Below are 12537 nucleotides of genomic sequence, written 5' to 3'. Positions count from 1 at the left end.
CCCTGCCGCCCGCAATTGGGAGCACCTGCGCAGCTACCGCATCGCGGCGGCGCTGCCGGTGTACCCTGCCGGCCAGCCGCCCCAGCAGCCACTCAAGCTGGCCGACAACCTCTACCGATGCGGCGACTGGGCATCCTATCCCTCGCTGAACGGCGCGCTGGCCACCGGCCGCGAGGTAGCGGAGATGATGGCGAAAGGTTGATTTCAACCTTCCATACAAAGCAAAAGGCCCGTTTCTCTAAATAGAAACGAGCCTTTCATTTATTCAATGACAGCGGCTATACCTGCGGGTTGGCTGGGGCCTGGGCATCGTAGCCCAGGATTTTTGCTTCTTCTTCCTCAACGGGCAAGTGAATGTCGTCGTTGTCCTGCACTCGCAGGGAAAGCAAGCCACCTATTATCATGCCGGCACCGCCCAATACCAAGGCATACAAGGTATTGCCATGGAATAGGTAACGAGTTAAAAAGCCCAGCCCAACGGAGGCGATAATCTGCGGCGTGACGATGAAGAAGTTGAATACGCCCATATAGTAACCCATTTTGTTAGCCGGCAAAGCCCCGGCGAGCATGGCATAGGGCATTGATAGGATGCTGGCCCAGGCAATGCCCACCAGAGCCATTGACACCACCAGAAAGTGCGGGTCGTGCACGAAAAGCAGCGACACCAGCCCCAAGCCCCCAGCCACCAGGCAGAGCATGTGCGTAAAGCGGCGGCTGCTGCGGCGGGCCAACACGGGCAATAAGAAGGCGAACACCGCCGCTACCCCGTTGCGCACCGACGAGCATACGCCCAGCCAGTCAGCCCCATCATTGTATTGCTGCTGCACCCGCTTGAGCGTGGCCGTTTCGGCAGCGGTCAGTTGCCCACCGGCCAAAGCGTAACCGGCTAGGTTGGTGGTGATAATCTTGTCGGGAGTGCCCGCCTGAAACTCATTGATTTCAGCTAAATCAGTACGCAGAGCCGTCAATTTTTTGGCTTCCTGTTCAGCCGGGGTTGTTTTGCTTAAGTCGAAAAAGCTCTTGGCCGGCACGTTCTGCACCGTAGCGCTGGCCGTGTTCACCTGCTGCGATATTTTGGCAAACAGCTCGTTGTCAACGTGCATGTTATAGATGCTGCTCGTAACGGCATTGGTGGAATAAATCCACATCGCAAACAACGCAAACCAAGTAAAAAGCTGTACCACTGCCAGTTGCCGCATGGCTTTGGGCATATTGAACACACCCAAGAACGACTGCTTAAGACCGTCGAACACGCCGCCTTCGGCTTTCTCGCGCTCAAACTCGGCCATGTCGGCTGGTGGATACTCGCGCGTGGTAAGCACGGTGTATATCACCGCCAAGAACAGCGCTAGTCCACCCGCATAAAAAGCATACTTTACCGATGGCGGAATCATGCCCTGGGGCGCGGTATTGGCAATGTGAAACCAGTTGGTGAATACCCAAGGTAATCCAGCCGCGATAACCGACCCAACCCCAATAAAGAAGCTTTGGGTAGCGAAGCCAGTGGTGCGTTGGCTGGTGGGAAGCAAGTCGCCCACGAATGCCCGGAACGGCTCCATGGAAATATTAATGCTCGCATCCATCACCCATAGCATCCCGGCCGCTATCAGCAGCGAACCTGAGTTGGGCATAAAAAATAGAGCGAGGGCTGCTAGTAGCGCTCCCATGAAAAAGAAGGGACGCCGCCGTCCCCAGGTTGGGTGCCAGGTGCGGTCAGAGAAATAGCCGATAATTGGCTGCACAAGCAAGCCAGTAAGCGGGGCCGCAATCCAGAGCAGTGGTAAGTCGTCTTTACTGGCACCAAGAGTTTCAAAAATGCGGCTCACATTGGAGTTCTGCAATTCGAATCCGAATTGGATGCCTAGGAAGCCGAAGCTCATATTCCAGATTTGCCAAAAGCTCAGGCGGGGCTTTTGGCGGGTATCAGCGGCGGAAGCCACGGTGGGAGCAGCCATTGGGAAGGGGAAGAAGGTAATGAGTAGTTGGTGCCGCCAAATCGATTGCGGTACCCGTTTCAAATTCAGCGGTTCAGCCCGGCTTATTTCGGCTTAATCTCGAACACGTAGGCCGAGAGCGGGGCCAGCGTGAGGTTGAGCGCGTTGCGAGGCTCCTCGTCGGTGAGCAGGTTGGTGTAGGTGTAGAACCGCTTTGTGCTCAGGCCCATCTTAGTCATCACCTCGGCCGGGATGGTGATGGTGGGCTTGTAGGTTTTATCGGCCGAGAAGTTCACCACTACCAGCACCTGTTGCTTGTCGGTGTAGCGCAGGTAGGTGTAGAGGTTGCGCTGGTTGTACTCCTTGCCCAAGTTGTTGGCGTCCTGCAACTCGTAGAAACGGCCCTTGCGCAGCGCTTCGTTCTGGCTGGTGGCATTCAGCAGGCGGCTGTAGAACTCGCGCAGCTGCTTCTGCTCGTACACCAACTTGCCGCCGTCGAATTTGCCCTGGTTCAGCCATTTCTGGTGTTCGGGCACACCCCAGTAATCGAAAATGCTGGTGCGGCCGTCTTCGCTGCTGAAGCCTTCGGCACCGTTGGCGGGCTCGCCCACTTCCTGGCCGAAATACAGCATCACCGGGCCGCTGCCCAGGGTGGCCGTCACGGTCATGGCCGGGATGGCGCGCTTGGCGTCGCCGGCAAAATCCTTGCTGGCAATGCGCTGTTCGTCGTGGTTTTCGAGGAAGCGCAGCATGCTCGACGAGAAGCCGTTGCTTTCTTCTTTCCACACTTTGGTGATGTCCTCGGTGGTGCCTTCCTGGCGCATCAGCTTGCGCAGGTTGTCATAGAGGCCCACTTTGTCATAGAGAAAGTCGAAGTGGCCCTTCTCGAGGTAGGTTTTATACTCCTTGGGGTTGTAGGCTTCGCCGATGAACACGAGGTCGGGCTTCACCTTTTTCAGCTCCGGAATCACCCAGGCCCAGAACTCCACGGGCACCATTTCCACCATGTCGCAGCGGAAGCCGTCGACGTTCTTGCCGGCCCAGAACACGAGGATGTCGCGCATCTTCTTCCAGGTGTCGGGCACGGGGTCGAAGTGGGTGGCGCGGCCATTCTGGTAGTCCACGCCGTAGTTCAGCTTCACGGTTTCGAACCAGTCGTTCACGCTCGGCGCTTCCGAAAATACGTCGTTGCCGGTGGCTTTGGCGGGATTTTCCAGGTACTTGCCATCCTCGCGCGGGCCCTTGGCGGGGCCCAGCGGGTTGTAGCCGGCGGGCACCACGAAGGCTTTGCCGGGGATGTAGTAGAAGTTGTTGTTGATGGCGAAGGCCTTGGTTTTGTCGTCGCTCACGCCCAGGTCGACCACGCCAGTCGGCTTGGCGTCCGACTTATACGAGCGGGCTACGTGGTTCGGGATGAAGTCCATCAGCACCTTCAGGCCGTGGTCGTGGGTGCGCTTGATGAGGGCTTCGTACTCGGCCATGCGGTTTTTCACCGTCACGGCCAGGTCGGGGGCCACGTCGTAGTAGTCCTTAATGGCGTAGGGCGAGCCGGCGCGGCCCTTCACCACGTCGGCATCGTCGGCCGGAATGCCGGCGCTGGTGTAGTCCGTCATGGTGGCGTGCTCAATCACGCCGGTGTACCACACATGGCTCACACCCAGTGCCTTAATTTCTTCGAGCGCCTTGTCGTTGATGTCGTTGAACTTGCCGCAGCCGTTCTCAGTGATAGTACCGTAGGGCTTGTTCAGTGCCACTTTGTTGCCGAACAGGCGCGTCATCATCTGGTAAATGACGAGCTTATTATCCTTCGGAACCTCGGCGGTGGTATTGGGGTCGGTGGCTTGGGCAGGGGTTTTATGCACGGACGGTTTGGGCAACGAGAAGGCAGCAAGCGAGAGAAGGCTGCCGGCCAGCAACAGTTTTTTCATGATGCGGCAAGTTAGTCAATGAGTGAATGAGTGAATGGCTGAATGGGCGAATGGAGGAGCTTGCAACAGGCAAATCATTCGCCCATTCAGCCATTCACTCATTCACCGATTGGAAACTACCACTCCTGCGTCAGCGGGTGCAGCATCAACTCGTCCACCACCACGTGGGCGGGGGCTTCGAGCACGTAGCGCACGGCCTGGGCCACATCGGCAGGGCGAAGATGGGTTTTCTCGGCCTCGGCGCTACCGGGCGTGGTGTCGTTGAAGTAGGTATCAACCAGCCCGGGGTAGATGGTGCTGACTTTGATGCCGTGCGGGCGCACCTCCTTGCGCAGGCTGCCGAGCAGGGCATCCTGGGCGTATTTGCTGGCGCCGTAGGCCGTACCGTGCGAGAAAGTGCGCTTGGCTACGTCGGAGGCAATGCCCACGATGTGGCCGCGCTTCTGGGCCTTGAAATGGGGCACAGCGGCCTTGCACAGTAGGAAAGTGCCCTTCACATTGGTGTCGAACATGCGGTCCCATTCCTCGCCGGTGAACTGCTCCAACTCGGCAAACGAGCCCACGCCGGCGTTGCAGATGAGCACGTCGAGCCGGCCGTAGTGGCGCAGGGTTTCGGCTACCACGTGCTGGGCGTCGGCCTCATCGGCAATGTCGGCCACGATGCTCAGGCCGCGGGTTTTGTGGGTGAGGTCGCTCAACTCCTGCTCGCTGCGGGCCACGGCCACTACGGTGGCGCCCTGCAGGGCCAATAGTAGCGCCGTGGCTTTGCCGATGCCGCGGCTCGCGCCAGAAATGATGACAACTTGGTTGGTGAGGTCGGTCATGAGCGCAGGGTTACGCGAGGTTAAAAAAGGTTTCGCAGGGTTTTCGCGAAGGCAGATGGAAGTTACGAAACAAGCGCCAGGCACTTGGCGAAACCTCTTTTAACCTTGCGAAACCTTGCGCGCTATTTCCGAAGCTCCACCACCCAGGCCGTGTGCGCCGGGACGGTGAGGTTTTTCAGGTCGCTGATGGTTGCGCCGCTCACCACTTCCGTGCCCGACGAGAAGCCGTCCGTCCGCTCCGCGAAGCGGGTGCCGTCCACCTTCTTCTCTTCCTTGGTGTTGTTGGCGATAATCATCACGCTCTCCGTGTCCGAGTACCGGAAGTAGGTGTACACGCCATCCTGCGGGATGAACTGCATCAGCTTGCCGCTGCTCAGCACGGGGTGCGTTTTGCGGTAGTTGGCCAGCTTGCTCACGTAGTCGAAGGCCTCGCCGGCCTGGCCGCTGGGGCGCGAAGTGAAGTAGTTCACCTTATCGCCCGGAAAGCCGCCGGGGAAGTCCTCGCGCACCTTGCCGTCGGGGTTCGAGAAGTTCTTCATCAGCACCTCGGTGCCGTAGTAGAGCTGGGGCGTGCCGCGCAAGGTCAGCAGCCAGGCAATGCCGGTTTTGAACTTGTTGAAGTCCTCGCCAATCACCGAGTAGAAGCGACTCATGTCGTGGTTGTCGAGGAAGGGTACGTTGCGGGTGGCATCGGTGTACAGCCAGTCGCCCTGCAGGGCGTGGTAGAGCTTGCTCAGGTCGCCGTTTTCGGTCTTCAAGGCATCCGAAATCGCGAAGCAAATCTGGAAATCGAGCAGACCCGGCATGTTCGACTTGAAGCCGTTCACCGGGGGCAGAATGTTCTGGGCGAAGAAGGCCTGCTCGGCCTCGGTGCCCTCCCAGGCTTCGGCAAACTGCGCCAGCTTGGGGTATTCCGCCATCGTGGCCTGGCCAAACTGCATCAGGAACTGCGGGTTGGAATACGGGTAAGTATCGATGCGGTAGCCGTCGATGCCCGTGGCTTCTACCCACCACAGAAAGTTCTGGATGATGTAGGTGGCCACCAGCGGGTTGCCCTGGTTCACGTCGGGCATGGTGGTGTCGAACCAGCCGTCGTTGAACAGCTGGTAGTCGCGCTTCGAGCCGTGCGGGTCGTTCAGGGCGAAGGCGTTGTAGTTGCTGCGCGTGAAGGTGGGGAAGGCGTGAAACCAGTCGGCCGCCGGCTTGTCGAGGAACAGGTGGTGGTAGCTACCCCAGTGGTTCAGCACAATGTCCTGCACCACTTTCAGGCCGTCGGCGTGGGCGGCTTTCACGAACTGCTGGTACTCGGCGTTGGTGCCGTAGCGCGGGTCGATTTTGTAGCAGTCCGTCACCGCATAACCGTGGTAGCTGGCCTTAGGCATGTCGTTCTCAATCACCGGCGTGGGCCAGATAGTCGTGACGCCCAGCTTTTTGAAGTAGTCGAAGTGGTTCTGAATGCCTTTGAGGTCGCCGCCGTGGCGGGCGTACATCGAGTCGCGGGCTACGCGCGGGGCGCGGGTGCCCTTCACCACGTCGTTCTTCGGGTCGCCGTTCGCGAACCGGTCCGGCATCAGCATGTAAATGAAATCGGCCTGCGTGAGGCCCTGCGTGCGCTGCGGGTCGGTGTTGCGGGCGCGCAGCTCATAGCTGTACGTCAGGCTCTTGCCGCCTTTGAAGGTCAGCTTCAGCTGGCCCGGCTTGGCGTCGGGGCCGATAGTGAGGTTGACAATGAGATAGTTGGGGCTTTCCAGCTTCTGCTGGCTGTCGAGCGTCACGCCCGGGTAGGCGGCCAGCATAGCAGTGCTGCCGGCAATACCCGGCGCATTCACCAGCAGCTGCAGCTTGGGGTTCTTCATGCCCACCCACCAGTAGGTCGGGTCGATGCGTACGGCGGAGGCAGGTTTGGCGGGGGCGGCGGAGGTCGCCAGCGGGCTCGCTAACTGGGGTGCGGCCGATGCGGCCAGCGACAGCAACAACGTTGCGGCAGCTAGCAAAACAGGTGGGAATTTCATAGCAAAAAGAGCATTGGGATAACCGTAAAGCCAAAAGTACGGCTTTCCCCCAAGGGCCCTGATGCGCAACCGTTTCCACTTTGCGAATAAATTTTTCGGCTCCTACCGCGCACAGAAAAGCCCGCTCCCCAATCGGGGAACGGGCCTTTATTACTCGCTTACAACAGAGGCTACTCGCAGCGACTATTGCTGCTTGGCGAGCCAGAGCGAGGCGTTCATGTGCAGCTTGGCGTGGCTGGCAATTTCGGTCCAGCCGGGGTACACGGTGTTGCCGGGGCTGCCGGTGCCGTCATCAGCCGGCGACGAGTCGGTGATGCACACCACCCGGCCGGTGCCGTAGGTGCTGCTCATCAGCATGATGTTGCTGTTGCCCTGGGCCGAAGTGCCCTGCCAAATCAGCGGCGTGGCCTGCGAGCCCGAAGTTTTCGTCATGGTAGCGCCGTTCGAGAACTTCAACTGCGTTACGGCGCCCTGCGAGCCGTTCAGGATGGTGTTGGTGCTGCTGGCCAGCACGTTGCTGGTGGTTTCCGAAATGTTGGTGAGGGCAATGCTGTAGCCGAAGGGGTTGGCCTGCACCGAGTTGTTGGTCATCAAATCGTTCCAGATGGCGGGCGAGTCATAGCCATCGTTGTTGCGGTCCGACACGGTGTGGTCGGAAATCATGAACAGGCCGCCGCCGTTTTTCACGAAGTTGATGATGGCCGTTTTCTCCGAAGCCGAGAACAGCGTGTTGGGCTCATCCACCACAAACACATTGTAGTTGGCCAAATCCTGGGGGTTCGAGGTGTTGCCGTAGGTGATGGCCGTGCCCGAGGGCAGGTTTTCAACCGAGTTGCCCAGTTTCACCAAGGCTACGCCCCACGAGGAGAGAGCGGCGGTCCAGTATGTTTCCGAAGTAGTGCTGGTGATGCCCGAGGCGGCCGGCGTGGGGTAGCGCGGCGTCACGCCCGAGTCCACGTCGAGGGCCCAGTCGGCGTTGCCGGCCAGTTCGGCGTGGCTGGCGTCGAACAGAAATTTCTTGCCTCCGGTGGTGGTACCCCCCCCGCCGGTAGTGCCACCGCTATAGCTTTCCACGGTGATGTTGTCGATGTTGATGCGGTTGGTGGTGCCGTCGGTTTTGCGCACCTGCAGGCGCACGTTGCCGCTGATATTCACCGTGAACGAGGCCGTGCTCAGGCTCGCGCTGCTGCTGGTGATGGTGCTGCCCACTTTGGCGTAGCTGCTGCCGCTGTTGCTGCTGGCCCACAGCTCCCAGGTGCTGCTGGCGTCGGTGCTGTACACGGCGTGCGCCACCGTCACCACGCCGGCGCCGCCGGTCAGGTCGAAGTTCATGCTCAGCGAGCCGCTGTTGCGCACGCGGGCCGACCAGCTGCCGGTTTTGGCATCGGCCGTGGTGTTGCCGATGAGGGCGTCGTTCAGCGTCCAGGAGCCCGAACCGAGCGTAACGCTACCCGTGGTGTAGGCCGTTTTGGTACCCGTTTCAAACCCTTCAGGGAAGCCCGGGGCCGACACATTCTGAGCAAAGACGGCGGCCGACGGGGCGGCAGCCGGCGTCAGCTCCGATTTCGAGCAACCGGCAAACAGCGCGGCAGCGCCCAGCAAGGGTGCCACCAAATAGCGAACAGGGAAATTCATGCGCATGGGTTTGACAAAGAAATTTTTATGGTGAGAAATAAGAGCGTCAAATGTAGCGGCTTAAAACAATCAAATTATCAATATCATGGTTAAATAATTATGTCATTTTCAAAATCGCACCTTTTTTTAATGAATTTTCCATGAATTTTGTATTTATAAGCTAGAAATAGCTAGTCTTACATAATAATATCCTGATGAGCTTCCGGCCGCATCAGCATTGCGCGGGCCACTTGCCGCTTATCGGCTCCTTGCTTAGCCGCAAACAGGGCTACCCCGCTGGAATCGGCAGCGACGCCAGGCGCGCCGAAGAAATTTTACCACTAATCGGCTGGCTGATATTGCCTTGACACTGTTGGCGTTGGCCAAAATGCTAACGTTTGCTTAACTCAGTGCTCTATATCAAGGTGTTGCGATTTTTCCGCAAAGCTGCTGACCTTAGCAGCCTCAACGGGCGGCCAGTCGTGCGCCGCACGCCTTATTCTTCAACCCGCAACGCTCATTCCGGCGTGCTTTCGGGCACGCACTTGCTAAGCTTATGGCTTTCACTTTCAAACCGTACACCCCCGCCGCCAAGTACAAGACGGCCGCCGCGTATTTCTCGATGGAGTTTGCCGTCGACCAGGCGCTGAAAACCTACTCGGGCGGCCTGGGCTTCCTGGCGGGCTCGCACATGCGCTCGGGCTTCGAGCTGAAGCAGAACCTGGTGGGCATCAGCATTCTGTGGACGTTCGGCTACTACGACCAGGACCGCGACCCCGAGCAGGCCATGCGTGCCGAGTTCCGCCACAAGCACTACTCGTTTCTGCAGGATACCGGCCTGCTGTTCCCCATCACCATTCACGGCGCCAACGTGTTCGTGAAGGCCATGTACCTCGCCCCGGAGGTGTTCGGCACAGTGCCCATGTTCTTCCTGACCACGGACATTGCCGAAAACGACCACCTCTCGCGCACCATCTCGCACCACTTGTACGACCCGGACTCGGCCGCCCGCGTGGCCCAGAGCATTCTGCTGGGCGTGGGCGGTGGCAAGCTGCTCGATGAGCTCGGCCGCAAAACCGACGTGTACCACCTCAACGAGGGCCACGGCCTGCCGCTGGCTTTCTACCTCTACGAAAAGCACGGCCGCGACCTGGCCGAGGTGCAGAAGCGCCTGGTATTCACCACGCACACGCCCGAGCTGGCCGGCAACGAGGAGCGCCCCATGAAGCTGCTCACCGACATGACCTTCTTCGGCAACGTGCCCGAGGAGGAAGTGCGCCGCGTGGCCCGTATCGGCGACGGTGACCACCTGAACTACACCCTCACCGCGTTGCGCTTCTCGCGCAAGGCCAACGCCGTAAGCAAAGTGCACGGCACCGTGGCCAACGAGATGTGGGGCCATTACGAAGGCATCTGCCCCATCATCCCCATCACCAACAGCCAGAACGGCAGCTACTGGCGCGACCCGCAGTTGGCCGCCGCCCTCAAGGGCAAGGACGACGCGGCCCTGCTCGCCCGCAAGCAGGAGCTGAAAAAGGACCTGTTCAAGATTGTGGCCGACCAGACCGGCAACGTGTTCGACCCCAACGTCATCACCATCGTGTGGGCCCGTCGCTTCGCCGCCTACAAGCGCGCCGACCTCATCCTGCGCCATTTCGAGCGCTTCGTAGAGCTGGCCGCCAATGCCAAGCACCCCATCCAGATGATTTGGGCCGGCAAGCCATACCCGAAGGATTTCGGCGCGGTGGCGCTGTTCAACGATATTATTAAGCGCACGGCTCGCTTGAAAAACTGCGCCGTGCTTACCGGCTACGAGCTGGGCCTGTCGGCCGCTCTGAAGAAGGGTTCCGACATCTGGCTGAACACGCCGCGCTTCCCGCGCGAGGCCAGCGGCACCAGCGGCATGACCGCCGCCATGAACGCCAGCGTGAACCTGAGCATCGCCGACGGCTGGATTCCGGAGTTCTGCCGCGACGGCGAAAATGGCTTCCTCATTCCGATTGTGGACGTAACGCTGCCCGACAACGTGAAGGACGACGCCGAAGCCACCGCCCTGCTCGACGTGCTCGAAAACAACGTGCTGCCGCTGTACTACGACCAGCCCAAGAACTTCCTGAAAGTGGTAAAAACTGCCATGAAGGACGTGGAGCCCGAGTTCGAAAGCGCCCGCATGGCCCGCGAATACTACGAGCTGCTGTACAAGGCGTAGGTTGAAAACGGTGCAGGTTTAGGCGCCTGTCATCCTGAACGCAGTGAAGGACCTTATCAAGTTTGAACGATTGTCGTATGAACGACTCGTTCAGGCGTGGTAAGGTCCTTCACTGCGTTCAGGATGACAGCTAATTCGCTCTCTTTTCCCGTAATCCGTCCCGCCATGTGTGGCCGATATTCCTTCACCGCTCCCGCCCCCACCATCGAGCAGCGCTTCGACGCCACCTTTGCCGAACCCGCACCGCCCAACTATAATGCCGCCCCGTCGCAGCGCCTGCCCGTCATCACCAACGCCGCGCCCGGCCAGATTCAGCTGTTGCAATGGGGCTTGGTGCCGGCCTGGAGCCGCGACCCCTCCGGTGGCCCCAAGCCTATCAACGCCCGCGCCGAAACGCTGGCCGAAAAGCCCAGCTTTCGGATGCTGCTGGCGCGGCGGCGCTGCCTGGTGCTGGCCGACGGCTTTTACGAGTGGCAGGCCACCGAGGCGGGCAAGGTGCCGCACCGCATTTTGCTGCGCGACGAGCAGCCCTTCGCTTTCGCCGGCCTCTGGGATGAATGGGTAGACCGCGCCACCGGCGAGCTGCACCCCACCTTCACCATCATCACCACCGAGCCCAACGAGCTGATGGCCGGCATTCACAACCGCATGCCCGTCATCCTGCCCGGCCGCGATGCCGAACGGGCCTGGCTCGCCGACGGCCACCGCCTGCCCGACTACCAGCAGCTGCTGCAACCCTTCGAGGCGGCGGCCATGCGCGAGTACGTCGTCAGCAAGCTCGTGAATTCGCCGGCCAACAACAGCGCCGAAGTGTTGGAGCCCATCGCCGCGTAGCAGCCCCGCTGCAGTAGCAGTCTGCCGGTTATCTTGCCGGTATGAATCCGACTGTTTCCGCCCCAACGACCTGGCTTTCGACGCATAACCCCTGGGTTTTGGCCTTGCTTATCGCCGTACTGGCAGCCGTGCTGCAGCTGGGACTGCCGTGGTGGAGCGCTCCAACACTGGCATTCGCTGTCTGCTTCGGGCAGGCACAGTCGGGCAAAGCAGGCTTTTGGGCCGGTTTCGTGGGGCTGGGGCTGAGCTGGCTGGTGCCGGCCGCGTGGCTGGCTTTCCAGAACAATGGGCTGCTGGCGCACCGCGTGGCGCAGCTGCTGCCGCTCGGTGGCTCGGCGCCCATTCTGGTGCTCGTAACGACGCTGGTTATCGGCCTGGCCGGCGGGCTGGCCGGATTGGCTGGCCGCTGGCTGCGCGAAGCGTTTGCGCCGGCTCGCGGGGTTCGTTAGCGGCAAGCCAAGGGCACGCAGGCTATTTCAGGCGCTTGGCCACCCATGCACCTACGGCTTCCAACGCTTCTTCCGACGTCATGGTGGGCGAGGTGGTACCGGCCAGCAGGGCGCGCTCGCCCAAAACGGGCTGGAAATCGTGCGTTACGCCGTCCAGCTGCTGAGTGGTAGCCTGCTTATTGCCTTTAAAGCCTTTTTCGAGCGCGGCTATGTTGGTGGCGGCGGGCACCTGCTCGTCGGCCGCGCCGTGTAGCAGCAGCGTGGGGCAGCTTACCTTGGCCAGCTCGGCCTGCGGGTTGAAGGCCAGCAGCGAACGGTACCACGGGCTGGTGAGCTGGCTGGCCCGGGCCTGGGCTGTAGCCGGGGCCAATCCCGGGTAAATCTGCCGAAGCATGTTGGCTACAATGGCTTGTGCCTGCGCATTATCAGTGGTGTGCCGGATGATTTCGAGCAGCGCAAACTGCTGCTTATACAGGATGTCGTTGCGCTTGCGGGCTTCGGTGCTCAGGCGCAGTTGCTCCTGGGCCACGCGCACCGCAACCTGCTCGGGGCTGGCGCCGGCGGCCAGCTGCCGCACGGCTTCGCGACGGACCTGGGCCATGCGCTGGGCGCAACGGGTTTGCCATGCCAGTTGGGCAGTATCGGGCTCGCCGGGGCGATTTACCAATGATGTTTGGCGCGCCAGCAGCTCTTGGCCGCTCACGCCGGCCGCGGCCAGCGCCACCACAAAGGC

Annotated in this window: 9 protein-coding genes and 1 pseudogene; 4 read left to right on the top strand and 6 right to left on the bottom strand. The window is 60.5% G+C overall.

Annotation, left to right across the window (positions count from 1 at the left end):
- A pseudogene (locus ACYVDE_RS06150) lies at window positions 1–202 on the top strand (FAD-dependent oxidoreductase); the annotation flags it as partial.
- A gap of 76 nt (window positions 203–278) precedes the next feature.
- Here the strand turns inward: ACYVDE_RS06150 and ACYVDE_RS06145 are convergent.
- The 5 genes from ACYVDE_RS06145 to ACYVDE_RS06125 all read right to left on the bottom strand — a co-directional run bounded on the left by ACYVDE_RS06145 (window position 279) and on the right by ACYVDE_RS06125 (window position 8333).
- Entirely contained in the window at window positions 279–1880 is a 1602-nt protein-coding gene (locus ACYVDE_RS06145; protein ID WP_460500608.1) for an MFS transporter, read from the bottom strand.
- A 158-nt stretch (window positions 1881–2038) separates the two neighbouring features.
- Window positions 2039–3862 carry an alpha-amylase family glycosyl hydrolase gene (locus tag ACYVDE_RS06140; RefSeq protein WP_460500607.1) on the bottom strand — a complete coding sequence of 608 codons (1824 nt, stop codon included), beginning with the start codon at window positions 3860–3862 and terminating at the stop codon, window positions 2039–2041.
- 116 nt (window positions 3863–3978) lie between these two features.
- Entirely contained in the window at window positions 3979–4686 is a 708-nt protein-coding gene (locus ACYVDE_RS06135; RefSeq protein WP_460500605.1) for an SDR family oxidoreductase, read from the bottom strand.
- 122 nt (window positions 4687–4808) lie between these two features.
- Window positions 4809–6698 carry an alpha-amylase family glycosyl hydrolase gene (locus tag ACYVDE_RS06130; protein WP_460500604.1) on the bottom strand — a complete coding sequence of 630 codons (1890 nt, stop codon included), beginning with the start codon at window positions 6696–6698 and terminating at the stop codon, window positions 4809–4811.
- A gap of 183 nt (window positions 6699–6881) precedes the next feature.
- A complete protein-coding gene (locus ACYVDE_RS06125; protein WP_460500603.1) occupies window positions 6882–8333 on the bottom strand; it encodes a hydrolase in 1452 nt (483 codons plus the stop codon).
- A 535-nt stretch (window positions 8334–8868) separates the two neighbouring features.
- On the opposite strand from ACYVDE_RS06125, the gene glgP reads away from it, so the two are divergent.
- The 3 genes from glgP to ACYVDE_RS06110 all read left to right on the top strand — a co-directional run bounded on the left by glgP (window position 8869) and on the right by ACYVDE_RS06110 (window position 11804).
- On the top strand, window positions 8869–10521 hold the full coding sequence (gene glgP / locus ACYVDE_RS06120; protein ID WP_460500602.1) for an alpha-glucan family phosphorylase: 1653 nt from the start codon (window positions 8869–8871) through the stop codon (window positions 10519–10521).
- 165 nt (window positions 10522–10686) lie between these two features.
- A complete protein-coding gene (locus ACYVDE_RS06115) occupies window positions 10687–11355 on the top strand; it encodes an SOS response-associated peptidase (RefSeq protein ID WP_460500600.1) in 669 nt (222 codons plus the stop codon).
- A 104-nt stretch (window positions 11356–11459) separates the two neighbouring features.
- A complete protein-coding gene (locus tag ACYVDE_RS06110; protein WP_460500599.1) occupies window positions 11460–11804 on the top strand; it encodes a hypothetical protein in 345 nt (114 codons plus the stop codon).
- 22 nt (window positions 11805–11826) lie between these two features.
- Here ACYVDE_RS06110 and ACYVDE_RS06105 read toward each other — a convergent pair.
- Window positions 11827–12537: alpha/beta hydrolase family protein (locus ACYVDE_RS06105; RefSeq protein ID WP_460500598.1), on the bottom strand; the 711-nt coding region annotated here is incomplete at its 5' end.

The sequence above is a fragment of the Hymenobacter agri genome (genome assembly GCF_054778495.1).
This window is presented reverse-complemented; position numbering and strand designations above follow the sequence as displayed.

Bases quoted from the DNA above. Each gene is read 5' to 3' on its own strand.
- ACYVDE_RS06140 (WP_460500607.1), bottom strand. From the start codon at position 3,862: ATGAAAAAACTGTTGCTGGCCGGCAGCCTTCTCTCGCTTGCTGCCTTC.
- ACYVDE_RS06135 (WP_460500605.1), bottom strand. From the start codon at position 4,686: ATGACCGACCTCACCAACCAAGTTGTCATCATTTCTGGCGCGAGCCGC.
- ACYVDE_RS06115 (WP_460500600.1), top strand. From the start codon at position 10,687: ATGTGTGGCCGATATTCCTTCACCGCTCCCGCCCCCACCATCGAGCAG.
- glgP (WP_460500602.1), top strand. From the start codon at position 8,869: ATGGCTTTCACTTTCAAACCGTACACCCCCGCCGCCAAGTACAAGACG.
- ACYVDE_RS06145 (WP_460500608.1), bottom strand. From the start codon at position 1,880: ATGAGCTTCGGCTTCCTAGGCATCCAATTCGGATTCGAATTGCAGAAC.
- ACYVDE_RS06130 (WP_460500604.1), bottom strand. From the start codon at position 6,698: ATGAAATTCCCACCTGTTTTGCTAGCTGCCGCAACGTTGTTGCTGTCG.
- ACYVDE_RS06125 (WP_460500603.1), bottom strand. From the start codon at position 8,333: ATGAATTTCCCTGTTCGCTATTTGGTGGCACCCTTGCTGGGCGCTGCC.